Genomic DNA, 20,705 nt, shown 5'->3' with positions numbered 1-20,705 from the left:
TCACCTTTCTCCCCGGCTCCGCCCGAGGTGTCCGCGGTGCTGCTCCCGGACGAGATCTTCGATGGACGCGCGCAGCGAGACGAACTCAGGCGCGCGTTTGACCGCGAGTTCGCGGTCATCGGGCAGGTCGACCACGATGTCGGCGGCGACCCGGCCCGGATCCGAGGCCAGCACCACGACCCGCCCGCCGAGGAACACGGCCTCTTCGACGTCGTGGGTCACCATCAGCACCGTGGTGTGGGTGTCGGCCCAGATCCGGCGGATCAGGACCTGCATGTCCTCTTTGGTCTGGACGTCCAACGCGCCGAAAGGTTCGTCCAGCAGCAGCACGTCAGGCTCGCACGCCAGCGCCCGCGCGATCGCGACCCGTTGCTTCTGCCCGCCGGAAAGCTGCTTGGGCAACGACTTCCGCAGCCGGCCCAGCCCGGTCTCCTCGAGATACCAGTCGACCCGGCGCGCGCGTTCGGCCTTGTCGAGGTTCAGCAGTTCGAGTCCGAACGCGACATTGCCCTCCACCGTGCGCCACGGGTACAGCGCGCCGTGCTGGAACACCAGCCCGCGTTCCGGGCCGGGCCCGGTCACGGTGTCGCCGTCGAGGGTGATCAGGCCTTCGGTGGGTTCGGTCAGGCCCGCGATCAGCGACAGCAGGGTCGACTTGCCGGATCCGCTCGCGCCGACCACGCAGACGAAGTCGCCGCGCGCGATGTCCAGATCGATCCCGTCGAGCGCGCGGGTGGTCTTGTCGCGGACCGGGTAGTCCTTGGCGACGGCCTTCAGCCGCAGCGTCATGCCGCCCACTTCCCGACGCGCGCCCGCAGCCGCCGGAGCGCGATGTCGATGACCAGTCCCAGCAGGCCGATCACGATCAGCAGCGCGAAGATCCGGTCGGTCTGGGTGAACCGCTGCGCCCGCATGATCCGCAGGCCGAGCCCGGCGGTGGCGTTGATCAGTTCGGCGACCACCACGAAGTTCCACGCGGCCGCGGCGTTGACGCGGGTCGCGTCGATGATGCCGGGCAGCGCGTGCGGGACGATCACCTTGCGCAGGACCTCGCCGCGCCGCGCGCCGAGCGTGTACGACACGTCGATCAGCGACCGCGGCACCCCGCGGACGGCGTCGGCGATCATCAGCGTGTTGAAGAAGACCGTGCCGAGGAACAGGACCGCGACCTTCGACGGTTCGCCGAGGCCGAGCCAGATCATCAGCAGCGGGACGAACGCGCTCGCCGGCAGGTAGCGCAGCATCGCGATGACCGGCTCGAACAGCGCCAGTCCCGCGTCGAACGTCCCCATCACGATGCCGAGCGGCACCGAGACGAGGATCGCGAGCCCGAAACCGAGCAGCACTCGCTGGGTGGTGGCCCAGAGATCACTGAACAGCTCACCCGACTCGATCATCTTCAGCAGCGCGTCGAACACCGCGACCGGGGTGGGCAGGAACGTGGGCTTGATGGTGCCCAGCGCGTTCAGCGTCACCCAGATCAGCAGCGGGATCACGAACGAGGCCACCGCCAGCGTCCACCGCCACCGCGCGGGGATCGGCGTCCGGAGCGAGAACAACGGGGACGCGTTCGGCTTGAGGCCCGCCCGGCGGGGGAGCGGGGACCAGTCCGGCCGCGAGCCGCCCCGTTCTTCCTGCGCTTCGGCGAGCCGTTGCTCGTCTTCGAGACGGAGTGCTTCGGCCTCGTCAGCGGCTTCCGCCCGCCGAGTGGCCTGCTTCGCCGCGTCCGTGGTGCTCACTTCACCGCCTTCACGTACTGGTCGTCGAACAGCCCGTCGAAGTTCGGCCGCTGCTGGGCGAGCCCGTTGGAGACGATGAAGTCGGCGATCTTGCCCGCCTGGAAGTTCAGGTGAGCGGGGGTGACGCCGGGGGTGAAGGCGTCGAGGTTCTGCTGCTTGGTGAAGATCGTGGTGCCCGCGTCGTAGCTCTGGTACTCCTCGATCGAAACCGCACCGCGTTTGGCCATGATCCGCACGGCCTCGTCCCGGTTCTGCTTGATCCAGCCGATCGTCTCGAACCACGTGCTCACCAGCGCCTGGACCTCCGCCTTGCGCTCCTTCGACATCTGCTCGGACACGACGAGGTGGTCCGGGATGGCGCCGGGGAACTCGGCGGACGTCGCGATCGCGCGGCTGCCGGGACGCTCGAGCGCCTTCGAGGTGAAGGGTGCGAAGGCGGCGACGGCGTCGACCTGCTCACCGACGAAGGCGGCCGCGGCGGCGTCGGTCAGGAGCGGGACGATTTCGACGTCCTTCTCGGTCAGCTTCGCCTCCTGCAGCGCGAGCAGCAGGAGGTAGTGGTCGACGGTGCCCTGTTCGACGGCGATCTTCTTGCCCTTGAGGTCGGCGATGCCGGTGATCCCCTGCCGGGCGATGATCTTGTCGTTGCCCGTGGAGTTGTCGTTGACCAGCACCACCGAGAGCTTCGAGCCACCGCTGACCGACGCGAGGGTGTCGTTCAGGGTCTGGCTGTTCGCGTCGATCGCGCCGGAGGACAGGGCGTTGATGCTCTCGGTGTAGCTGTCGAACCACTTCAGGTCGACGTTCACGCCGTTCTTCTCGAACAGGCCCTTCTCCTGGGCGACCGCCCACGGGAACCAGCCCGGCCAGGCGCTGTAACCGATGGTGACCTTGTTGCCGGAGGCGGCCGTGCTGCCGGAACAAGCCGAAAGGGCGGTCACGCCTGCCAGCGAAAGGGCGCACAACAGCGCCGTCATGAGACGGCGGGAACGGGAAATCACAACGCACTCCTGGGGAAGGGGAGTAACACGGGCGTGGAAAGTTCCGGCGGTGCGAGCGCAGGACTGATCGACCGGTGTCGAGCTCCCTCGCGGAAGCCCGGCCGGCAATAGCGGACGGAGCGGCCGCACACCCGGCCGTCCCGACAAACCCTCCGGAAACTCTGGATAGAGGTGATCACCCCGTTGCTCTCGGCGGCGATCCTATCGAGTGGCGCAAGGTCTACCTAGTGTGATCATCGGCTCTTGCCCGATTCACGGTCACATTCCGCCGAATCCGGCCGTTCGCCTCAATGGGCCGAGTCTCGGGTGGTGGGCAACCCCGCGCGCGGCGCCGTGCGTCCATCGGGTGACGGGTGAAAACTTCGCCCGTCTTCTGGAGGGAGCAGAAGATGAATTTTCGATCGGCCGTGTCGTGCGTCGCGGGGGCCACGCTCTTGTCCACCTTGGCCGGTGCGGGGCAGGCGGACGCGACCAGACCGTCCAGTCTGGTCTTGCGCCCGAGTGCCGTCGTCGCAGGTGGGACGGTCACCGCGGACATCTACTGCCTGCGCCCGTCGGGGGCGGGCGAACTCGCGACGACCCTGGTCGCGGACGGTCTCGCCGCGCCGATTCCCTTGCGGGTGGTGGGAGACGGCGGCACCGGCGGCATCGGTGTCGCGTTGCGGGGCGACGGTCCGGCCGGGACGGCTCCGGGCCGGTACACGGCGTCGTACGACTGCTGGGGCTGGATCGTCCGCGCGGACTTCACCGTCACGAACTGACAACCGGGCAGAAGAAGCGGAGGCCGGTTTCGGGACACAATTGCCGTCCCGGAGCCGGCCTCGGCCGCGCTTCTGGCACATCTCTCGGAAGTGTGCCGGCGGGGTTTCCGCCGCCACTGATTTCTGTCAAACGACAGAATTGTCTCCGGTGGCGGATGGGCGGCCGCCGAGTATGCGGAGCCGTCGAATTCGAATAGTGCGAAAAGGCGATGAGAACAGGGTCGTATTCGGTGGCCGCAATTCCCTTTCGGCGAGCCTGGACCGGGCCTGTCCAGGCCTTTTCCTATTTCCGCAAGGGCGAATTGGGTCCGCTTCGGGCGATCGAACGCGATTTCGTCGGCGGGTGAGCCTGCCTGGGGGGCCGATCCTCGCCCTGGATCGATCAGGCTCGGCCAGGTAACCAGGAGGTAACGGCTTGCGGTCCGGTGACTGCACACCGATGATCGGGCAGGGGTGGCGGGTGTCACCGTTCAGTGGGTTCCGCCGCCGCGTTCCAGGCAATACCGTCGGCGGCAAAGCCGAAGTCATGGCCCCGATCGGGTACGGAGGTTTGGCGGATGATGCCGGAGATCGAGAATGACGCCGCCGGCGCTGTCGGCGTCGAGGACGCTGGCGACGCTGTCGTTCGCCTGCCCGGAATGCGGGTGGCCTACGAAGGCGCCGCCTTCGACGAGTCCGCGTTGGCGGAGAACTGGACCGCCCAGTTGCAGGACTGGCTGAACCAGGCCGTCTCCGCCGGGATCCCCGAGCCGAACGCGATGGTGCTCGCCACCGCCGACCCCGAAGGCAGGCCGTCCTCCCGGACCGTGCTGTGCAAGGGCCTCGACGAACGCGGCGTCGTGTTCTACACGAACTACACCTCCACCAAGAGCCACGACCTCACCGCGACGCGTTACGCGTCGGTCACCTTCCCCTGGTACGCCCTGCAGCGTCAGGTCCACGTGCGCGGCGAGGTCGAGAAGGTCGACGTCGCCGAGACCGCCGAGTACTGGGCCTCCCGCCCGCGGGGCTCGCAGCTCGGGGCCTGGGCCTCGCCGCAGTCCCGCGTCGTCGACGGCCGCCGCGCCCTCGAGACCGCGCTTCACGGCATCGAGCGCCGCTTCGCCGACGTCGAGAACATCCCGTCCCCGCCGCACTGGGGCGGCTGGCGCATCCGGCCCGACGTCGTCGAGTTCTGGCAAGGCCGCGAAGACCGCATGCACGACCGGCTCCGCTACGTCCGCACCGACGACGGATGGCAGATCAAACGCGTCGCGCCCTGATCTCTGTCGAGCGCTGTGTTCTCTGTCGAGCGCTGACGAAAAGCGCGCCGAAGGGGCACTCGGGCCGCTTACCACTCGCGTGGGGAGCGGAGGGTGCCCCTTCATCGCGTTTTCGTGGGCCTTCGGCCCGAAAGAGGGCGCTCGACGGTGAAGTCTCCCCGTCGCGCCGGCGCGCTCCCGGGAGACCGTTGGGTCGCTGGCGTGGGGCGTGGTTGTCAGCGTGGGGTCGCCGGGGTTTCGGATACCGGGCTTCAGGTTCGGGTCGGCGGTGTGCGTGAGGGTGTTTCGCGGCGTCCCCAGGCGGCCTTCGGGGTGAGGGTGAGGTAAATCGCGCGCGGAAGGTTAGTTAGCGCGGCTAAGCTGTCGGGTTGTGAGTGACGACGTGGGGGTTGACCAGCGCAAAGGTGTCCGCAAGCTGTTCGGCTCCATCGTCGTCGACACCAGGCCGCTCAAGATCCCCGCGTTCCGGCGGCTCTGGCTGTCCACCGCGGTCACCGCCGTCGGCAGCCAGCTCACCGCCGTCGCGGTCCCCAAACAGGTCTTCGACCTCACCGGCTCGTCGGCGTACGTCGGACTGACCGGCCTGGTCGCCCTGGTCCCGTTGCTCGTCTTCGGCCTTTGGGGTGGCGCCATCGCCGACGCCGTCGACCGCCGCAAACTGCTGCTCGTCACCAACGTCGGCGTCACCGTCACTTCGGCGGTCCTGTGGCTCCAGGCGTTCCTGAACCTCGGCTCCGTCTGGCTCGTCCTGGGCCTGCTCGCGGTCAACCAGGCGTTCTTCGCGATCAACATGCCGACCCGCGGCGCCGTCGTCGCCCGGCTGGTGCCGGACAAGCTGATCGCGTCCGCGACCGCGTTGAGCAGCACGATGGCCACCTTCGGCGCGGTTTTCGGCCCGCTGCTCGCCGGTTCGCTGATCCCGGTCCTCGGTCTTTCGACGCTCTACCTGATCGACGTCATCGCATTGACCTTGACCCTCGTCGCGGTCTGGAAACTGCCCCCGATCCCGCCGCTCGGCGAGATCGCGCGCCGGGCCGGGCTCCGCGACATCATCGACGGTTTCCAGTATCTGGCGACGCGGAAGATCCTGCTGGCCTCGTTCCTCGTCGACATCATCGCGATGGTCGCGGGCATGCCGCGCGCGCTGATCCCGGAGATGGCGGAGCGCACCTTCGGCGACCCGCCCGGCGGCGGTCCGGCGCTGGGTTGGCTCTACGCCGCGCTCCCGGCGGGCGCGATGCTGATCGGCCTCTTCTCCGGCTGGCTGACCAGGATCCGCAAACAGGGTGTCGGCGTGATCGTCTCGATCTGTGTCTGGGGTGCCGCCGTCGCCGGGTTCGGCCTGGCGAACTCGCTGTGGCTCGCGGTCTTCTTCATGGCACTCGCCGGTGCGGCCGACATGGTCAGCGCGATCTACCGGATGTCGATCCTTCAGCTCGCCACCACCGACGAGATGCGCGGACGGCTGCAAGGCGTGTTCACCGTCGTCGTCGCGGGCGGTCCGCGGATCGCCGACCTCACCCACGGCTGGGCCGCCGCCGGTGTCGGCACCGCCGCCGCGGCCTCCGGGGGCGGGGTGCTGGTCATCGTGCTGGTCGTCGCCGCGGCCTTCCTGATCCCGTCGTTCTGGCGGTACCGGGCCCCGGCGGACTGAGTTGTCCGGTCTATCGTCGGGCCCATGCGTATTTCACGGGCGATCGTCCTGTTCGTCGCTGTCATCGCGACCGTCTCCGCCTGTTCGTCCGGGGACGAGAAGCCGGACAACGCGGCCAAGCCGTCGAGCCAGGCTCCCGCTTCCTCCGCCGCGCCGAGCTCTTCGGCCGTTCCCACCGGTGGCGCCGATGCGAAGGAGCCGTGCGCGCTGCTGCCCGCCGAGGCGGTCGGCAAGGCGGTCTCCCTTCAGGGCGTGACGTCGGCGCCGGGCCCGGCGCAGGACAACGCCGCCAACGGTGGCAAGGCCAAGAGCTGCGTCTACTCGTCCGCCGGAAAGCAGATCGGCGCGCTCGCGGTGACCCGGTTCGAGGGCAACAAGCTCAAGCCCGCCGAGATGGTCGCCGCGATGAAGAAGGCGAAGGCGGGTTCGACGGACGTCACCGGTATCGGCGAGGGCGCTCTCTACTACGTCGACGAGAACAAGACCGCGACGCTGGCGGCCGCCGAACTCGTGGGCGACGTGCCCGTGCTGATCAACTACACCGGCCCGGCGAAGATGACGCGGGAAATGATGACCCCGCTCGTGAAGACCGCGGTCGACGCCAACTGAACGAGCTACCCATAGGCGTTCTTCGTCAACCCGTGACGAAGAACTGACCAAAGCGGACTGTCGGCCACTGACGTGATACGGCACACTCTTGCCGCATGGCGGACACGATGACAACAGAACAGACCGGCCCGGCCGGTCAGCCGAGCCTCAAACGGGTCATGGGTTCCAAGCTCCTGCTGTTCTTCGTGGTGGGGGACATCATCGGCACGGGCGTCTACGCGCTCACCGGACAGGTGGCCGGCCGGGTGGGCGGCGCGCTGTGGCTGCCGTTCCTGATCGCGTTCGTGGTCGCGATCATGACCGCGTTCAGCTACCTGGAACTGGTCGGGAAGTACCCGCAGGCGGCGGGGGCCGCGCTCTACACGCACAAGGCGTTCAAGATCCGGTTCCTCACCTTCATGGTGGCGTTCGCGGTGATGTGCTCGGGGATCACGTCGGCTTCGTCGGCGGCGAAGGCCTTCGGTGACACCTACCTCAAGGAGTTCATCACCGCGCCGATGCCACTGGTGGCGATCCTGTTCGTGATCGGCCTCGCGCTGATCAACTTCCGCGGGGTCTCCGAATCGGTGAAGACCAACGTGGTGCTGACCTGCATCGAGATCGGCGGTCTGCTGATCATCATCGGGGTCGGGGTGTGGGCGGTGCTCAACGGCAACGGGGACGCCGCACGGCTGGTCGAGTTCGACACCGAGAACCAGACGATGCTGGTGGCGATCACCTCGGCGACGTCGCTGGCGTTCTTCGCGATGGTCGGCTTCGAGGACTCGGTGAACATGGCCGAGGAGTGCAAGGACCCGATCCGGATCTTCCCGAAGGCGATGCTGTGGGGCATGGTCATCGCCGCGACCATCTACATCCTGGTCTCCGTGACCTCCTCGCTGCTGGTGCCCGCCGACGAACTGGAGGCCGCCAAGAGCAGCGCGCTGCTGAAGGTGCTCGACGTCGGGGCGCCCGGATTCCCGCGCGAGATCTTCTCCGCGATCGGTCTCTTCGCGGTCATCAACTCGGCGTTGATCAACATGCTGATGGCCAGCCGTCTGCTCTACGGCATGGCGAACCAGCGGATCATCCCGAAGCAGCTGGGCACCGTCCACCCGTTCCGCCGCAGCCCGTGGGTGGCGATCGTGTTCACCAGTGTCATCGCCATCGGTCTCGTGTCCTTCGTGGACATCAGTGTGCTCGGCGGTACGACGGCCTTGCTCCTGCTGGCGGTGTTCGCCATCGTCAATGTCGCTGTCCTGGTACTGCGCAAGGAGAAGGTGACGCACAAGCATTTCCGGGCGCCGACGATCATCCCGGTGCTGGCCGCGATCTTCTGTCTCTACCTGGTGACGCCCCTGTCCGGACGGCCCGCACGCGACTACAAGGTCGCCGCGATCCTGCTCGGCGTCGGCATCGTGCTGTGGGGGATCAACTGGCTCGTCATGCGGGCCACGCACCAGGAAGAGGACCGGCAGCCCCTCGAACCGCCGGTCGGCTGACCTCGCCGGGTCGTGGGTGCTTCGGGTCGTGGCCGAGGTGACGGCTCCCTTCACCGTGTCTGATGCGGTGAAGGGAGCCGACGACCCGAATCACCCACGACCGCGGTTGAGTGCCTGGTACTCCACCGGACTGTGGGCCGAGAACACGGTGACCTCGTCGGCGTGGTCCCGGCTCAGCTCCCGCAGCCGCTCGACGTTCTCCAGTCGCGGTTTGCGCAGGGTCTGCACCAGGTTCTGGAACGCGGTCATCCCCGGCGGGCAGTGCGGCTTCACCGGATCCAGCTGACCGTGGAAGAAGTACGCGTCGCCCGCGTGCAGCAACCAGCCGTCGCCGGTGTCGACCGCGACCCCGGTGTGGCCCTTGGTGTGTCCCGCGAGTGGCACCAGCAGGATCTCCGGCGGCAGCCCCTTGAGTGCTCGGACGGCCCGGAAGCCGAACCACTCGTCCCCGGCCTCGTCGTAATGGCTCCACAAGGGACGGTGGGCGAACTGGTTGGCGCGGAACCGGAACCTCTCGCTCTGGTTGGACGGGGACGTCGCCGCGTCGTGCTCCGCGGTGCGGACGTGCACGACGGCGTTCGGGAAGTCCGCGAGCCCGCCCGCGTGGTCGACGTCGAGGTGAGTGCAGACGATGTGCCGCACGTCTTCGAGCTGGTGGCCGAGCGCCTCGACGTGGTGGGCCGCCGTCTCCGTCTCGACGGGCTTCGCGCCGACCATCTTCGTGAACGGCGTACCGAGCCAAGCACCGGGATTCGCGACGCCCTCGCGGCCGAAGCCGGTGTCCACCAGCACCAGGCCGTCGCCGGTCTCGATGAGCAGGCAGTGTGCCACCAGCTCCGAGCGGCGCAGCAGACCGGGCTGGCCGTCGAGCAGCCTGCCTCCCGGTGCGCGCATCGTGCCGCAGTTCAGGTGGTGCACCTTCATGACCTGCTCCTCTGGCTGAGCCGTGCGAATGCGGTGGCGTCGTGCGCGGCGAAGACCGTCACCTCGTCACCGTTGTTACTGACAAGTTCGCGCAGCCGGCGCTGGTTGTCCAGTCGTGCGGTCTTCTCCGTCTGCATGTACGACTCGAAGAAGCCCAGTGCGAAGGGGATGTGCGGGTTCCGGTCCAGCTCGCCGCCGTGGAAGACGGCGTCACCGGCGTTGAGGAGCCAGCCGTCACCGGTGTCGACCGCGACCCCGGCGTGCCCGCGGGTGTGCCCGGCGAGGGGGATGATCAGGACGTCCGGGATCCCGTCCAGCTCGCGGACGGCGTCGAAGCCGAACCACGGCTCGCCGTCGGCCCGGTAGGACTTCCAGTCCGGGCCGTGACTGAACTGGACCTTCCGGTAGCGGCTCGCCTCCTTGCGGTCGATCGGCTTCTCCAGTGCCTGGAGTTCGCGCGCGTGGACGTGGACCCGCGCCTGCGGGAAGTCCACGAGCCCGCCCGCGTGGTCGAGGTCGAGGTGGGTGAGCACGATGTCGCGCACGTCGGCCGGGTCGAAGCCGAGCTCGCGGATCTGGGTGGTGGCGCTCAGGTCGTCGTCGCGGTCGGGATGGACGAGCCGGACGAAACCGGCACCGAGCCAGTGAGCGGGCCTGCTGACGGCCGGTGTGCCGACGCCGGTTTCGACGAGCACGAGCCCGGTGCCGGTCTCCAGCAGAAGGCAGTGGCAGATCAGTTCCGCGCGGCGGAACAGCCCCGGCCCGCCGTCGACGAGTTTGCCGCCGATCGGCCGCAGAGTCCCGCAATTGAGGTGGTGGACGCGCATCAGGACGACTCCCGTTCGAGCATGGTGGCCAGCTGCGGGGCGATCGCGCGCAGCGGCGCGGTGTCGTGCAAGGTCTTGGCCAGCAGCAAACCGCCCTCGATGGCGGCGAGGACGACGGTCGCCAGCTGATCCGCCTTGTCGGTGTCCAGCGCGTCGGCGATGACGGTGTGCCAGGAGGTGTAGCCGTCGGCGCAGGCCTGACGGATCACCTCGCTGTCCCCCGACGCGTCGAGCGCGACCGTCGCGAGCGGGCAACCGCGCTGGAAATCCGACTCCTCCAGCGAAGTCGCCAGCGCGTCGATGATGTTTTCGATCGCGGTGACGATGTCAGGCGCGTGCGCGGCGATCGTGCGCAGCCGGGCGCGGAGGCGATCCGCGGACTGGCGGATGGCCTCCGCGGCCAGTTGCTCCTTGCCACCGGGGAAGTGGAAGTAGAGCGACCCCTTGGGCGCGCCGACGGCGGTGACGAGCTGGTTGAGCCCGGTGGCGTGGTAGCCCTGCCGGTGGAAGAGCTCGGCGGCGGAGTCGAGCATGCGCTGCCTGGTGTCGGTGCGGCGGACCATGCGGCCGACTGTAGCCGAACTATGACGACCGGTCTAGTGAGTTCTTGCGAAGTCCGGGGCTTGGTCCAGGGTGGAGATCGGGTTTCGTCGGTGCGCCTGGGGTGACCGCGGCGAGAGAGAACTACGGCGGCGGAAAGTGGGCACAGGATCGTGACGTCCTTTGTGGACTACTCAAGCCACGCCGGGCTCTTTCGGCGATTTCGCGTCTGCCCCCGACTTCGGTACGCCTAGTTCGCCTACCTCTCAAGGGCCCGAATCGCCACTGACGACTCCGGCGTGAAGCTGCGCAAACGTCCAATCGAGCGCCTGGAGTCCTTTGTGGACGTTCAGGAGCACGCCGGATCCCGGTGGTGAGGCCGATCAAAGCTGTGGCCGGACACACTGCGTGCTCCGGCCCAGGACGCGGCCGACGGTGCCGGGCAGCCGGGAACGGTCATCGCGGCGGTTTCCTTCGCCCGGGCGCGGCAAGGCCGCCCTGCTTTCCCGGCGCTCGCCGGTAACCTCGTCCGCATGGCCAATCCCACCGGAGAGCAGTTCGAGATCACCCGCGGCAACGCACGCGCCGTCGTCACCGAGATCGGTGCCGGGTTGCGCGCGTTCGAGGTCGGCGGCGTGCCGTACGTCGAGGCGTTCGCCGAGGACGAGAAGCCGCCGAAGGGTGCCGGGCAAGTGATGCTGCCCTGGCCGAACCGCACCAAGGGCGGCCGGTGGGTGTACCAGGGGGAGAAGCAGCAGCTCGCGATCACCGAGGAGGCCCGCGGCAACGCGATCCACGGCCTGACCCGGCACGAGGAGTGGGAGCTCCTCGAACACGCGGAGTCGTCGATCACCCTGGCCATCGACGTGCCGGCGCAGGCAGGCTGGCCGGTGCCGCTGCGCGCGACGATCACCTACGAGCTCTCACCGCGCGAACTGGTCGTGACGCACGAGATCCGCAACGAGGGCGAGAGCCCGATCGGCGTCGGACTCGGCACGCACCCCTACTTCCGCATCGGCGACGTGCCCACCGACGAGCTGACCCTGACGCTGCCCGCGAGCCGGGTCCGGCCGTACCTCGGCGACGAGCAGCTGCCGTACGCCGATGAACAGGACGTCGAGGGGACCGAGTACGACTTCCGGTCCGGCAAGGTGCTCGAAGGCGTGGACCTGGACACGGCGTTCGGCGGGCTGAGCGTCGCCGGCGACGGCAACCACCACCACGTCCTCTCGCACGGGGAGCGGGAACTGCTGGTCTGGGCCGGGCCGGACTTCCGCTGGGCACAGGTGTTCACGCCGGAGAATCTGGTCGGTCGCGGCCGCGCGGTGGCGATCGAGCCGATGACCTGCCCCGCCGACGCGCTCAACACCGGCACCGACCTGATCGACCTGGAGCCCGCGTCCTCGTGGACCGGCTGCTGGGGCATCCGGGTGCGGTGACGATGGCAGCGCTGCCTTTGCTCCGGTTGGGCCCCGTCGACGCGGGTGAAGTGCTCACGCTGCAACGCGCGGCGTATGTCCCGGAGGCCAGGGAGCACGAGAACCTCGACCTCCCGCCGCTGCTGGAGACTTTCGAGCAGACCAAGGAGGCGCTGGGCGATCCCGCGTGTTTTGCTTGGGGTGTCAGGGAGTCCGGGCGGTTGGTGGCGAGTGTCCGGATCGTCGTGGACGGCGGGGCCGGTCTCGTGGGCAGGCTCATCGTGGCCCCGGACAGGCAGGGGCACGGGCTCGGCGGCTCGTTGCTGCTCGCCGCCGAAGCGGCCGCGCCGCCTTCGGTGACCGTGTTCCGCCTGTTCACCGGCGAGCGTAGTGCCGGTCCGCTGCGGATGTACCGGAAGCTCGGCTACGTCGAAACGCACCGGACGCCCGAGAAACACTACGAGCTGGTCCACTTCGAAAAGCCCCGCGTGCGTCCGGACGGCCCAGTTCGTTAGCGTGTCAAAGTATGTCGAACAAAGTACAGGTCAAGGCCATCGTCGGTGGGTACGTCGTCCCGGTCGACGGTGATCCGATCGACGGCGGCACGGTCCTCGTCGGGAACGGGAAGATCGTCGCGGTCGGCGCGCCCGCCGACGTCGATGTCCCCGACGGCGCCGAACTGATCGACGCCACGGGCTGCTGGGTGCTGCCCGGGTTCATCGACGCGCACGCCCACCTCGGTGTCCATGAGGACGGCGAAGGGTGGTCGGGCAACGACACCAACGAGATGACCGACCCCAACGGTGCGCGATTCCGGGCGATCGACGGGATCGACCCGTACGAGCCCGGTTTCGACGACGCGCTCGCGGGCGGTGTCACCAGCGTCGTCATCAAACCCGGCTCGGGCAACCCCATCGGCGGGCAGACGATCGGCGTCAAGACCTGGGGCCGGACCGTGCTGGACATGATCTTCGCCGAAAGGGTCAGCGTGAAGAGCGCGCTCGGCGAAAACCCGAAGCGCGTCTACGGCGACAAGAAGCAGACGCCGTCGACCAGGCTCGGCGTCGCGTCGACCATCCGCGACGCGTTCACCGCCGCGCGCAACTACGCCGCCCAGCGCGACCACGCCGCCGGTCAGGGCAAACCGTTCGACGTCGACCTGACCAAGGAGACGCTGGCCGATGTCCTCGACGGCGAGTTGTACTGGGATCAGCACGTCCACCGCGCCGACGACATGGTCACCGCGATCCGGCTGGCGGACGAGTTCGGCTACAAGCTGGTGATCAACCACGGCACCGAAGGCCACCTGATCGCGGATCTGCTCGCCGAGCGGGACGTACCGGTGATCCTCGGCCCGCTGTTCACCACGAAGTCCAAGGTGGAGCTGCGCAACCGCACCCTGCGCGCGCCCGGCATCCTGGCCAGGGCAGGCGTGCGGATCGCGATCACCACGGACCATCCGGTCGTGCCGATCAATTTCCTGGTGTACCAAGCGGCGCTGTCGGTGAAGGACGGCCTCGACCCGGAGACCGCGCTGAAGGCGCTGACCGTCAACCCGGCCGCGATGCTGGGCCTCGACGATCAGGTCGGCGCCTTGAAACCGGGCCTCGACGCGGACGTGGTCCTCTGGTCGGGTGACCCGCTCGACGTGATGAACCGCGCCATGCGGGTGTTCGTGCGCGGACGCGAGGTCTACCACTTCGACTCCGCCGCCGGGGTCGGTGTCACCGAGGAACGCCGGTACCGCGAAAGCTGACTTCGGTCTTGCCAAACGAACCCAGCCGTGCTGTCATGTGTGACACACTGGGGAGGGTGTGTAACACATGAAGCGCTGGGTTCTCGTCCTGGTCATCGGTTTCGGCTTTCTGGGTGTCTGCCTGTTGTGGGCGGCCGAAGACTCGAGTGCGATCGAATGCGACGGCAAGCTCATGTCGTACGGCGACGTTTGCGAGACCACCAAGGGTGGCCGCACCGTCCGTTCGGAGACCTACGCCCAGCTGAAGGCGGGTGCCGAAATCCGTGAGCGGGCTTTCCGGAACCACGGTCCGTGGGTGGGCGGAGTCGGTGTCGCGCTGACCGGGCTGGGCGCGACGATGCTGATCCGCAGGCAGCGCCGCGTGTCGCGGGCCGGGGTGACGGCGCCGCGAAGTGGACAGCCGCAGGCGCAACCGCACTGGCAGGGTCAGCAGTGGCAGGGTCAGCAGGGGCAAGGACAGCAGTGGCCGGGTCAGCAGGGGCAAGGACAGCCCCGATGGCAAGGACAACCTCAGTCGGGATTTCCACCGGGGCAAGGGAATCCGCCGTACGCGAACCAGGCCGTTCAGCAGTATCAGCAGTATCAGCAGCCGTACCCGCCACAAGGGGCCTGGCCGCAGCAACCGCCACAGCAGTTCGGTCCGACCGGGCACTGAGACCGCGTCGTCCGACGATGAGCGCTCAGGTCAGAAGCCGATCCCGAGCCGGTTTCACCGGAAACGGCTCGGCGGCGAATTCGAAATCGAGGTGGTCGGGCAGCCGCGATTCCTGTTGCCTCGCCGAGGCGTAGAGCGCCTTGTTGTGTCTCCTGGATCCGGAATCGGCTCACCGCGCGCCGCGTACTCCGCGACGGACGGCAGGACGGTCGCAGCGTCTCACTGCTCCTGATGACCACTGGTGATCGTACCGGCGCGGAAAGTCAGGCTTTCCGGAGTTCCCGCGCGATGACCATGCGCTGGATCTGGTTCGTGCCCTCGAAGATCTGCGGCACCTTCGCCTCCCGCATGTACCGTTCCACGGGGAAGTCCTTCGTGTATCCGGCGCCGCCGAGCACCTGGACGGCGTCGGTGGTCACCTTCATCGCGCCGTCGGTCGCGACGAGTTTCGCGATGGAGGCCTGCCGCTGGAACGGCAGCCCGCGGTCGCGGCGGCGGGCGGCGTCGAGGTACATGGCGCGCGAGGTCTCGACGGTCGCGGCCATGTCGGCGAGCAGGAACTCCAGGCCCTGGAATTCGATGATCGGCCGCCCGAACTGCGTGCGGCCCTTCGCGTACTCGAGGGCCTCGTCCAGCGCGGCCTGCGCGAGCCCGACGGCGCAAGCGGCGATGCCGAGCCGTCCGGAACTGAGCGAGGACAGCGCGATCTTCAGGCCTTCGCCCTCTTCGCCGATCCGCCGTTCGGCGTCGACGGCGGCGTCCTCGAACATCAGTTGCGCGGTGGTCGAGCCGGTGAGGCCCATTTTCCGCTCGGGCGGCGCGGCCGAGAGGCCCGGCGTCGCCGCGTCGACGAGCAGGCAGGTGATGCCCTGCCCGCCGTCGTCGCTGGTGCGCACCATGGTCGTGTAGAAATCGGCCTCGCCCGCGTGGGTGATCCATGCCTTCGTGCCGTTCACGACGTACTGGTCGCCGTCGAGCCGTGCGCGGGTCGAAAGGGCGGCCGCGTCGGAGCCGGCGTGGGACTCCGAGAGCGCGTACGCGCCCAGCAGGCCGCCTTCCAGCATCGCGGGCAGCCAGCGGTCACGCTGCTCGTCGGTGCCGTGGTGCGCGAGCGCGAAGCAGGACATCGTGTGCACGGAGAGCCCGACTCCGACCGACATCCACGCGGCCGCGATCTCTTCCAGGACCTGCAGGTAGACCTCGTACGGCAGGTCGCCGCCGCCCCAGCGTTCCGCGTACGGCAACCCGAGCAACCCGGCCTGCCCGAGCAGGCGGAACTGCTCGCGCGGGAAGTGCGCGGTCTCTTCGTACTTGCTCGCGATCGGGGCGAGTTCCTCGCGCGCGATCTCCCTGGCCAGGCCGATCAGGTCCTGGGCCTCGGTGCTGGGCAGAAGACGGTCCGCCGGCATGGCTCCTCCGAGCTGAGCTGTACTCGAAACAGTACTGTGGGCTCGTCGAGAGTACAGTACGAACTGTCTGGGGACCCACCATCCGGGTAAGGGATAGTGAGCCGATGACCCCGCGCCGCCAGCCCACCGCGCGTCAGAGAGCGCTGCTCTCGGAGCTTGAAGAACTCTTTCTCGCCGAGGGGTTCTCCCAGTTCACGCTGGACGACCTCGCGGCGAGGCTCCGCTGCTCGAAGTCGACCCTGTACGCGCTCGCCCCCAGTAAGGAGCAGCTCGCGGTCAAGGTCGTCACCCACTTTTTCAAGGGTGCCGCCGAGCTGCTGGAAGAGCGGATCGACGGGATCGACGACGCCCGCAAGATCCTCGGGGAATACCTCGCCGGGATCTCCGAATACCTGAATCGCGCCTCGGCCGCTTTCATGACCGACATCGCCGAATTCGCGCCGGCGCGGGACGCGTATCAGCTCAACAGCCGCGCCGCGGCCCGGCGGATCCGGTCGTTCATCGATCGCGGCGTCACCGACGGCGTTTTCCGTGAGGTGCACGCGCGGCTGATCGCGGAAATGGCGGGATTGATCATCGAGGGGATCCAGACCGGCGTCGTCGGTCAGCGCACCGGCGTGACCGATGCCGAGGCGTTCACCGCGTTGTCGGAAGTCCTTCTCCTCGGCGGCCTCGAACCCAAAATGTCCTGAACTGACAATTCTGGTGGTCTTGCCGCCGCCTCGGCTAGCATCGCGCCCGTGATCGTCGTAGGTGGAGAGGCGCTGGTCGACCTCGTTCCCGGTGCACCGTTGGATTCCACTGTGGACGGTGGGTTGCGCGCGCTGCTGCCCCGGATGGGGGGTGGTCCGTACAACGTCGCGCTCGCCGCCGGGCGGCTCGGCGTCCCGACGGGGTTCTTGTCGCGGGTCTCGAACGACCGGTTCGGGGTCGCGCTGGTGGACCGGCTGCACGCCTCCGGTGTCGACACCGCCTTGCTGCAACGGGGAAACGAGCCGACGACGCTCGCCGTGGTCGCGCTCGGCGAACAGGGTTCCGCGCAGTACACCTTCTACACCGAGGGCACCGCGGACAGGCTCGTCGGCGACCCCGGCCCGCTGCCGGCGAATGTGACGGCGCTCTCGCTCGGCACCCTCGGGATGGTCCTGGAGCCGGGGGCGAGCACCTACGAAACCGTGTTGCGCCGCGCGTCCGCCCGGGGTGTGCTGACCGTCCTCGACCCGAACATCCGGGCGGCGCTGATCACCGATCCGGCGGCGTACCGGGCGAGGTTCCGGTCCTGGCTGCCGGATGTCCGCCTGCTCAAGATCTCCGACGACGACACGGAATGGCTCGCCGAGGGCGCCGATCCGGTCGACGCGGCAAAGGTCTGGACCTCTTGCGGGGTCGATGCCGTCGTGCTCACCCGCGGCGCGCACGGGCTGTCCGTCATCACACGAGCGGGCGAAATCGCGCGGGTCCCGTCGCGGCGGGTCGACGTCGTCGACACGATCGGTGCCGGTGACACCGTGCAGGGCGCCCTGCTGGCGTGGCTGTACTCGAACGGGGTGCGTGACGTGTCCACACTCGACGCCGACGGCTGGCGTTCGGCGCTCGAATTCGCGGCGAAAGCGGCGTCGATCACCGTCACGCGGAGCGGGGCGGAACCGCCGACGGCCGGGGAGATGGCGGCCACCGTGTGAACCTGGTCCCAAAGGGGCTGTTGTGAGCAACTCACCCGCTGCGCGTTGACCCCATTCTCGACTAGCGTGGAGGGGAATTCATACCCCAGCGGGGCGGTGTGCAGCGAGGCCGTGGGTCACGCGCGTGAAGTGAGGGCGTGCCTGTGGGACCTACAGGCGCCGCCGGCCCGTGCTGAACGTGAGAGGGACTTACATGTCCGACGCGACGACGGCTGCGGGTCAGTCCGGCGAAACCGCGACGCTCCGCCTGCCCGATGGCGAGCACGAGTTCAAGGTGATCCACCCGGTCGAGGGCGCGCCTGGGATCGAGCTGGGGAAGCTGCTGGCGACGACCGGGTACATCACCCACGACCCGGGGTTCGTGAACACCGGTGCCGCTTCGTCGGCCATCACCTACATCGACGGTGACGCCGGCATCCTGCGGTATCGCGGGTACCCGATCGAACAGCTGGCCGAGAAGTCGACCTTCATCGAGGTCTCGTACCTGCTGATCTACGGCGAGCTGCCGACCCGGACGCAGCTGTCCGAGTTCACCGAGAAGATCCAGCGTCACACGCTGCTGCACGAAGACCTCAAGGCCTTCTTCAGCGGCTTCCCGCGCGACGCGCACCCGATGCCGGTGCTCTCCAGCGCCGTATCCGCGCTGTCGACCTTCTACCAGGACTCGCTCAACCCGTTCGACGAACCGAACGTGGAGCTGTCCACCATCCGCCTGCTGGCCAAGGTCCCGACCCTGGCCGCGTACGCGTACAAGAAGTCCGTCGGCCAGCCGCTGCTGTACCCGGACAACTCGCTCGGTCTGGTCGAGAACTTCCTGCGGATGACCTTCGGCTTCCCGGCCGAGCCCTACGAGGTCGACCCGGACGTCGCCAAGGCGCTCGACCTGCTGTTCATCCTGCACGCCGACCACGAGCAGAACTGCTCGACCTCGACCGTGCGCCTCGTCGGCTCCTCCGAGGCGAACCTCTTCGCCTCGATTTCGGCCGGTATCAACGCGCTCTTCGGCCCGCTGCACGGTGGCGCCAACAGCGCGGTGCTGGACATGCTCGAGGGCATCCAGGCCGAGGGCGGCGACGTCGCGAACTTCGTCACCCGCGTGAAGAACAAGGAAAAGGGTGTCCGCCTGATGGGCTTCGGGCACCGGGTCTACAAGAACTACGACCCGCGCGCGAAGATCATCAAGAACACCGCGGACGAGATCCTCGCCAAGCTCAAGGGCGGCGACCAGCTGCTCGACATCGCGAAGAAGCTGGAAGAGACCGCGCTCTCGGACGACTACTTCATCGAGCGGAAGCTGTACCCGAACGTCGACTTCTACACCGGCCTGATCTACCGGGCGCTCGGCTTCCCGACGAAGTACTTCACCGTGCTGTTCGCGCTCGGTCGTCTGCCGGGCTGGATCGCGCACTGGCGCGAAATGATCCAGGACCCGGCCACGAAGATCGGCCGCCCGCGGCAGATCTACACCGGCTACGCGTCGCGGGACTACGCGCCCATCGCGGAGCGCTGATCCCGGCTCTCTCAAGTGCCATGAAAGGTCCTTTCCTTGCAAATTTTGCAAGGAAAGGACCTTTCATGGCGTCCGGGCGTGCGAGGTCCGCGAAGCGCGCTTAGGGTTGCCGGAGTGACCAGAGAAGCCCCCGTAGTGCTGTGGTTCCGCCGCGACCTTCGCCTCGGCGACCACGCCGCCCTGCTGGAAGCCTCGAAACACAGCAAGCACGTCCTCGCGCTGTACGTCCTCGACGACGCGCTCCTCCGCCCGTCCGGCGCCCCGCGCGTCGCGTTCCTGCACGGCTGCCTGAAGGCGCTGGACGATCAGCTCGGCGGACGGCTGATGCTCGTCAAGGGCGACCCCGCCAAGGAGGTCGTCAGGGCCGCGCGCGAGATCGGCGCCGCCGCGGTGCACGTCAGCGCGGACACCGGCCCGTACGGCCGCCGTCGCGACGACGAGGTCAAGAAGGCGTTGGCGGAGCACGACATCGCCTGGGTCGAGACGGGTTCCCCGTACGCGATCACGCCGGGCCGCATCACCAAACCCGACGGCGAGCCCTATCGCGTGTTCACCCCTTTCTACCGGGCGTGGGCACGCCACGCTTGGCCGCGGCCCGCGGACACGGGAAGGTCCCTTGTGGACTGGGTGGAGCCGCCACGTTCGATCGAATTCCCGAAGTCCCCTTCGCTCGACGGGATGGAGTTGCCGGAGCCCGGCGAGAAGGCGGCACTGGAGCGCTGGCACGATTTCCTCGACGACGGCGTCGAGACCTACGACGAGGATCGCAACCGGCCGGATCGTCCCGGTACGACGAGGCTTTCGCCGTATCTGCATTGGGGTTGCGTCCATCCGCGCACCTTGCTGGCCGATCTCGACGGGAACGAGGGATCCGGCGCGAAGGTGTTGCGAGGCGAGTTCGCCTGGCGTGAGTTCCACGCCGACGTCCTGTGGCACCGCCCCGAAACCGCGCGGAAGAACTACGATCCCCGCTTCGACGCGATGAAATACGAGAGCGACGACGAGGCCTTCCAGCGGTGGTGCGAAGGCCGCACCGGCTTCCCGATCGTCGACGCCGGCATGCGACAGCTGCTCGCCGAGGGCTGGATGCACAACCGCGTCCGGATGATCGTGGCGAGTTTCCTGGTCAAGGACCTGCATCTGCCGTGGTGGCTCGGCGCCCGGCATTTCATGAAGCACCTGGTCGACGGTGATCTCGCGTCGAATCAGCTGAACTGGCAGTGGGTGGCGGGCAGCGGCACCGACGCCGCGCCGTACTTCCGGATCTTCAACCCGACCACGCAGGGGGAGAAGTTCGACCCCGCCGGCGTCTACATCCGCCGCTACGTCCCCGAACTCCGTTCCGTGCAAGGCAAAGCCGTGCACAAACCCACCGACGTGCCCGACTACCCCGCGCCGATGGTCGACCACGCCCACGAGCGTCAGGTCGCCCTGGAGCGCTACAACGCCATCAAAGGTACGTGAAGGTCCCCTTCCT

The 20,705-nt window shown here is 68.2% G+C and carries 20 protein-coding genes; 13 read left to right on the top strand and 7 right to left on the bottom strand.

All coding sequences use genetic code 11. The features are described 5' to 3' along the window. Genes P3102_RS32960 through P3102_RS32950 form a run of 3 tightly spaced genes read right to left on the bottom strand, consistent with a single transcriptional unit; the run spans position 1 to position 2,740 of the window. Positions 1-789 carry an ABC transporter ATP-binding protein gene (locus P3102_RS32960; protein ID WP_276364560.1) on the bottom strand — a complete coding sequence of 263 codons (789 nt, stop codon included), beginning with the start codon at positions 787-789 and terminating at the stop codon, positions 1-3. Beyond that, positions 786-1,739 (bottom strand): ABC transporter permease, encoded by a 954-nt coding sequence (locus tag P3102_RS32955; RefSeq protein WP_276364559.1) that lies wholly within the window; start codon positions 1,737-1,739, stop codon positions 786-788. The genes P3102_RS32960 and P3102_RS32955 overlap by 4 nt, the downstream gene beginning before the upstream one ends. Then, positions 1,736-2,740 (bottom strand): ABC transporter substrate-binding protein, encoded by a 1,005-nt coding sequence (locus tag P3102_RS32950; protein WP_276364557.1) that lies wholly within the window; start codon positions 2,738-2,740, stop codon positions 1,736-1,738. Before P3102_RS32950 ends, P3102_RS32955 begins: the two co-directional genes overlap by 4 nt. 389 nt (positions 2,741-3,129) lie before the next feature. Here P3102_RS32950 and P3102_RS32945 point away from each other — a divergent pair, with 389 nt between their 5' ends. The 5 genes from P3102_RS32945 (at position 3,130) to P3102_RS32925 (ending at position 8,507) form a co-directional block, all read left to right on the top strand. Then, positions 3,130-3,501 (top strand): hypothetical protein, encoded by a 372-nt coding sequence (locus P3102_RS32945; protein ID WP_276364556.1) that lies wholly within the window; start codon positions 3,130-3,132, stop codon positions 3,499-3,501. Between the two features lie 557 nt (positions 3,502-4,058). Next, positions 4,059-4,763, top strand: coding sequence for a pyridoxamine 5'-phosphate oxidase (gene pdxH / locus P3102_RS32940; RefSeq protein WP_276364554.1), 705 nt, complete (start codon positions 4,059-4,061; stop codon positions 4,761-4,763). Between the two features lie 370 nt (positions 4,764-5,133). Next, positions 5,134-6,417: an MFS transporter gene (locus P3102_RS32935; RefSeq protein WP_276364553.1), complete on the top strand. Its 1,284-nt coding sequence runs from the start codon at positions 5,134-5,136 to the stop codon at positions 6,415-6,417. Between the two features lie 24 nt (positions 6,418-6,441). Beyond that, positions 6,442-7,026, top strand: coding sequence for a DUF3558 domain-containing protein (locus P3102_RS32930; protein ID WP_276364551.1), 585 nt, complete (start codon positions 6,442-6,444; stop codon positions 7,024-7,026). Between the two features lie 95 nt (positions 7,027-7,121). Further along, the gene (locus P3102_RS32925) at positions 7,122-8,507 is read left to right on the top strand and encodes an APC family permease (RefSeq protein ID WP_276364549.1); all 1,386 of its coding nucleotides are present in this window, start codon (positions 7,122-7,124) and stop codon (positions 8,505-8,507) included. A 90-nt stretch (positions 8,508-8,597) separates the two neighbouring features. On the opposite strand, the gene P3102_RS32920 is transcribed toward P3102_RS32925, so the two are convergent. Genes P3102_RS32920 through P3102_RS32910 form a run of 3 tightly spaced genes read right to left on the bottom strand, consistent with a single transcriptional unit; the run spans position 8,598 to position 10,821 of the window. Next, the gene (locus P3102_RS32920; protein WP_276364547.1) at positions 8,598-9,431 is read right to left on the bottom strand and encodes an MBL fold metallo-hydrolase; all 834 of its coding nucleotides are present in this window, start codon (positions 9,429-9,431) and stop codon (positions 8,598-8,600) included. Then, on the bottom strand, positions 9,428-10,258 hold the full coding sequence (locus tag P3102_RS32915) for an MBL fold metallo-hydrolase (RefSeq protein ID WP_276364544.1): 831 nt from the start codon (positions 10,256-10,258) through the stop codon (positions 9,428-9,430). The genes P3102_RS32920 and P3102_RS32915 overlap by 4 nt, the downstream gene beginning before the upstream one ends. Then, positions 10,258-10,821, bottom strand: coding sequence for a TetR/AcrR family transcriptional regulator (locus P3102_RS32910; RefSeq protein ID WP_276364543.1), 564 nt, complete (start codon positions 10,819-10,821; stop codon positions 10,258-10,260). The genes P3102_RS32915 and P3102_RS32910 overlap by 1 nt, the downstream gene beginning before the upstream one ends. Positions 10,822-11,331: 510 nt before the next feature. Between P3102_RS32910 and P3102_RS32905 the strand changes: the two genes are divergently transcribed. The 4 genes from P3102_RS32905 to P3102_RS32890 all read left to right on the top strand — a co-directional run bounded on the left by P3102_RS32905 (position 11,332) and on the right by P3102_RS32890 (position 14,627). After that, the gene (locus tag P3102_RS32905; protein ID WP_276364541.1) at positions 11,332-12,237 is read left to right on the top strand and encodes an aldose 1-epimerase family protein; all 906 of its coding nucleotides are present in this window, start codon (positions 11,332-11,334) and stop codon (positions 12,235-12,237) included. Positions 12,238-12,239: 2 nt separating this feature from the next. Continuing rightward, on the top strand, positions 12,240-12,731 hold the full coding sequence (locus P3102_RS32900) for a GNAT family N-acetyltransferase (protein ID WP_276364539.1): 492 nt from the start codon (positions 12,240-12,242) through the stop codon (positions 12,729-12,731). A gap of 11 nt (positions 12,732-12,742) precedes the next feature. Then, complete coding sequence (locus tag P3102_RS32895) at positions 12,743-13,972, top strand: amidohydrolase (protein WP_276364538.1); 1,230 nt, start codon at positions 12,743-12,745, stop codon at positions 13,970-13,972. A 67-nt stretch (positions 13,973-14,039) separates the two neighbouring features. Next, a complete protein-coding gene (locus P3102_RS32890) occupies positions 14,040-14,627 on the top strand; it encodes a hypothetical protein (protein WP_276364536.1) in 588 nt (195 codons plus the stop codon). A gap of 263 nt (positions 14,628-14,890) precedes the next feature. Here the strand turns inward: P3102_RS32890 and P3102_RS32885 are convergent, their stop codons facing one another. Continuing rightward, the gene (locus P3102_RS32885; protein ID WP_276364534.1) at positions 14,891-16,036 is read right to left on the bottom strand and encodes an acyl-CoA dehydrogenase family protein; all 1,146 of its coding nucleotides are present in this window, start codon (positions 16,034-16,036) and stop codon (positions 14,891-14,893) included. Between the two features lie 104 nt (positions 16,037-16,140). Between P3102_RS32885 and P3102_RS32880 the strand changes: the two genes are divergently transcribed. The 4 genes from P3102_RS32880 to P3102_RS32865 all read left to right on the top strand — a co-directional run bounded on the left by P3102_RS32880 (position 16,141) and on the right by P3102_RS32865 (position 20,692). Beyond that, positions 16,141-16,728 (top strand): TetR/AcrR family transcriptional regulator, encoded by a 588-nt coding sequence (locus tag P3102_RS32880; protein ID WP_276364533.1) that lies wholly within the window; start codon positions 16,141-16,143, stop codon positions 16,726-16,728. 48 nt (positions 16,729-16,776) lie between these two features. Next, positions 16,777-17,718 carry a carbohydrate kinase gene (locus P3102_RS32875; protein ID WP_276364531.1) on the top strand — a complete coding sequence of 314 codons (942 nt, stop codon included), beginning with the start codon at positions 16,777-16,779 and terminating at the stop codon, positions 17,716-17,718. Positions 17,719-17,911: 193 nt separating this feature from the next. After that, a complete protein-coding gene (locus P3102_RS32870) occupies positions 17,912-19,228 on the top strand; it encodes a citrate synthase (RefSeq protein ID WP_276364529.1) in 1,317 nt (438 codons plus the stop codon). Positions 19,229-19,342: 114 nt separating this feature from the next. Then, positions 19,343-20,692: a deoxyribodipyrimidine photo-lyase gene (locus P3102_RS32865; RefSeq protein ID WP_276364528.1), complete on the top strand. Its 1,350-nt coding sequence runs from the start codon at positions 19,343-19,345 to the stop codon at positions 20,690-20,692. Positions 20,693-20,705: the final 13 nt, after the last annotated feature.

This window comes from Amycolatopsis sp. QT-25 (genome assembly GCF_029369745.1).
Taxonomy (GTDB): domain Bacteria; phylum Actinomycetota; class Actinomycetes; order Mycobacteriales; family Pseudonocardiaceae; genus Amycolatopsis.
The sequence above is the reverse complement of the archived record's forward strand: the minus strand, read 5'-3'. Positions and strand labels throughout refer to the sequence as shown.

Bases quoted from the DNA above. Each gene is read 5' to 3' on its own strand.
- P3102_RS32870 (WP_276364529.1), top strand. From the start codon at position 17,912: ATGTCCGACGCGACGACGGCTGCGGGTCAGTCCGGCGAAACCGCGACG.
- pdxH (WP_276364554.1), top strand. From the start codon at position 4,059: ATGATGCCGGAGATCGAGAATGACGCCGCCGGCGCTGTCGGCGTCGAG.
- P3102_RS32945 (WP_276364556.1), top strand. From the start codon at position 3,130: ATGAATTTTCGATCGGCCGTGTCGTGCGTCGCGGGGGCCACGCTCTTG.
- P3102_RS32885 (WP_276364534.1), bottom strand. From the start codon at position 16,036: ATGCCGGCGGACCGTCTTCTGCCCAGCACCGAGGCCCAGGACCTGATC.
- P3102_RS32930 (WP_276364551.1), top strand. From the start codon at position 6,442: ATGCGTATTTCACGGGCGATCGTCCTGTTCGTCGCTGTCATCGCGACC.
- P3102_RS32890 (WP_276364536.1), top strand. From the start codon at position 14,040: ATGAAGCGCTGGGTTCTCGTCCTGGTCATCGGTTTCGGCTTTCTGGGT.
- P3102_RS32895 (WP_276364538.1), top strand. From the start codon at position 12,743: ATGTCGAACAAAGTACAGGTCAAGGCCATCGTCGGTGGGTACGTCGTC.
- P3102_RS32925 (WP_276364549.1), top strand. From the start codon at position 7,122: ATGGCGGACACGATGACAACAGAACAGACCGGCCCGGCCGGTCAGCCG.
- P3102_RS32880 (WP_276364533.1), top strand. From the start codon at position 16,141: ATGACCCCGCGCCGCCAGCCCACCGCGCGTCAGAGAGCGCTGCTCTCG.
- P3102_RS32900 (WP_276364539.1), top strand. From the start codon at position 12,240: ATGGCAGCGCTGCCTTTGCTCCGGTTGGGCCCCGTCGACGCGGGTGAA.
- P3102_RS32910 (WP_276364543.1), bottom strand. From the start codon at position 10,821: ATGGTCCGCCGCACCGACACCAGGCAGCGCATGCTCGACTCCGCCGCC.
- P3102_RS32920 (WP_276364547.1), bottom strand. From the start codon at position 9,431: ATGAAGGTGCACCACCTGAACTGCGGCACGATGCGCGCACCGGGAGGC.
- P3102_RS32905 (WP_276364541.1), top strand. From the start codon at position 11,332: ATGGCCAATCCCACCGGAGAGCAGTTCGAGATCACCCGCGGCAACGCA.
- P3102_RS32960 (WP_276364560.1), bottom strand. From the start codon at position 789: ATGACGCTGCGGCTGAAGGCCGTCGCCAAGGACTACCCGGTCCGCGAC.
- P3102_RS32915 (WP_276364544.1), bottom strand. From the start codon at position 10,258: ATGCGCGTCCACCACCTCAATTGCGGGACTCTGCGGCCGATCGGCGGC.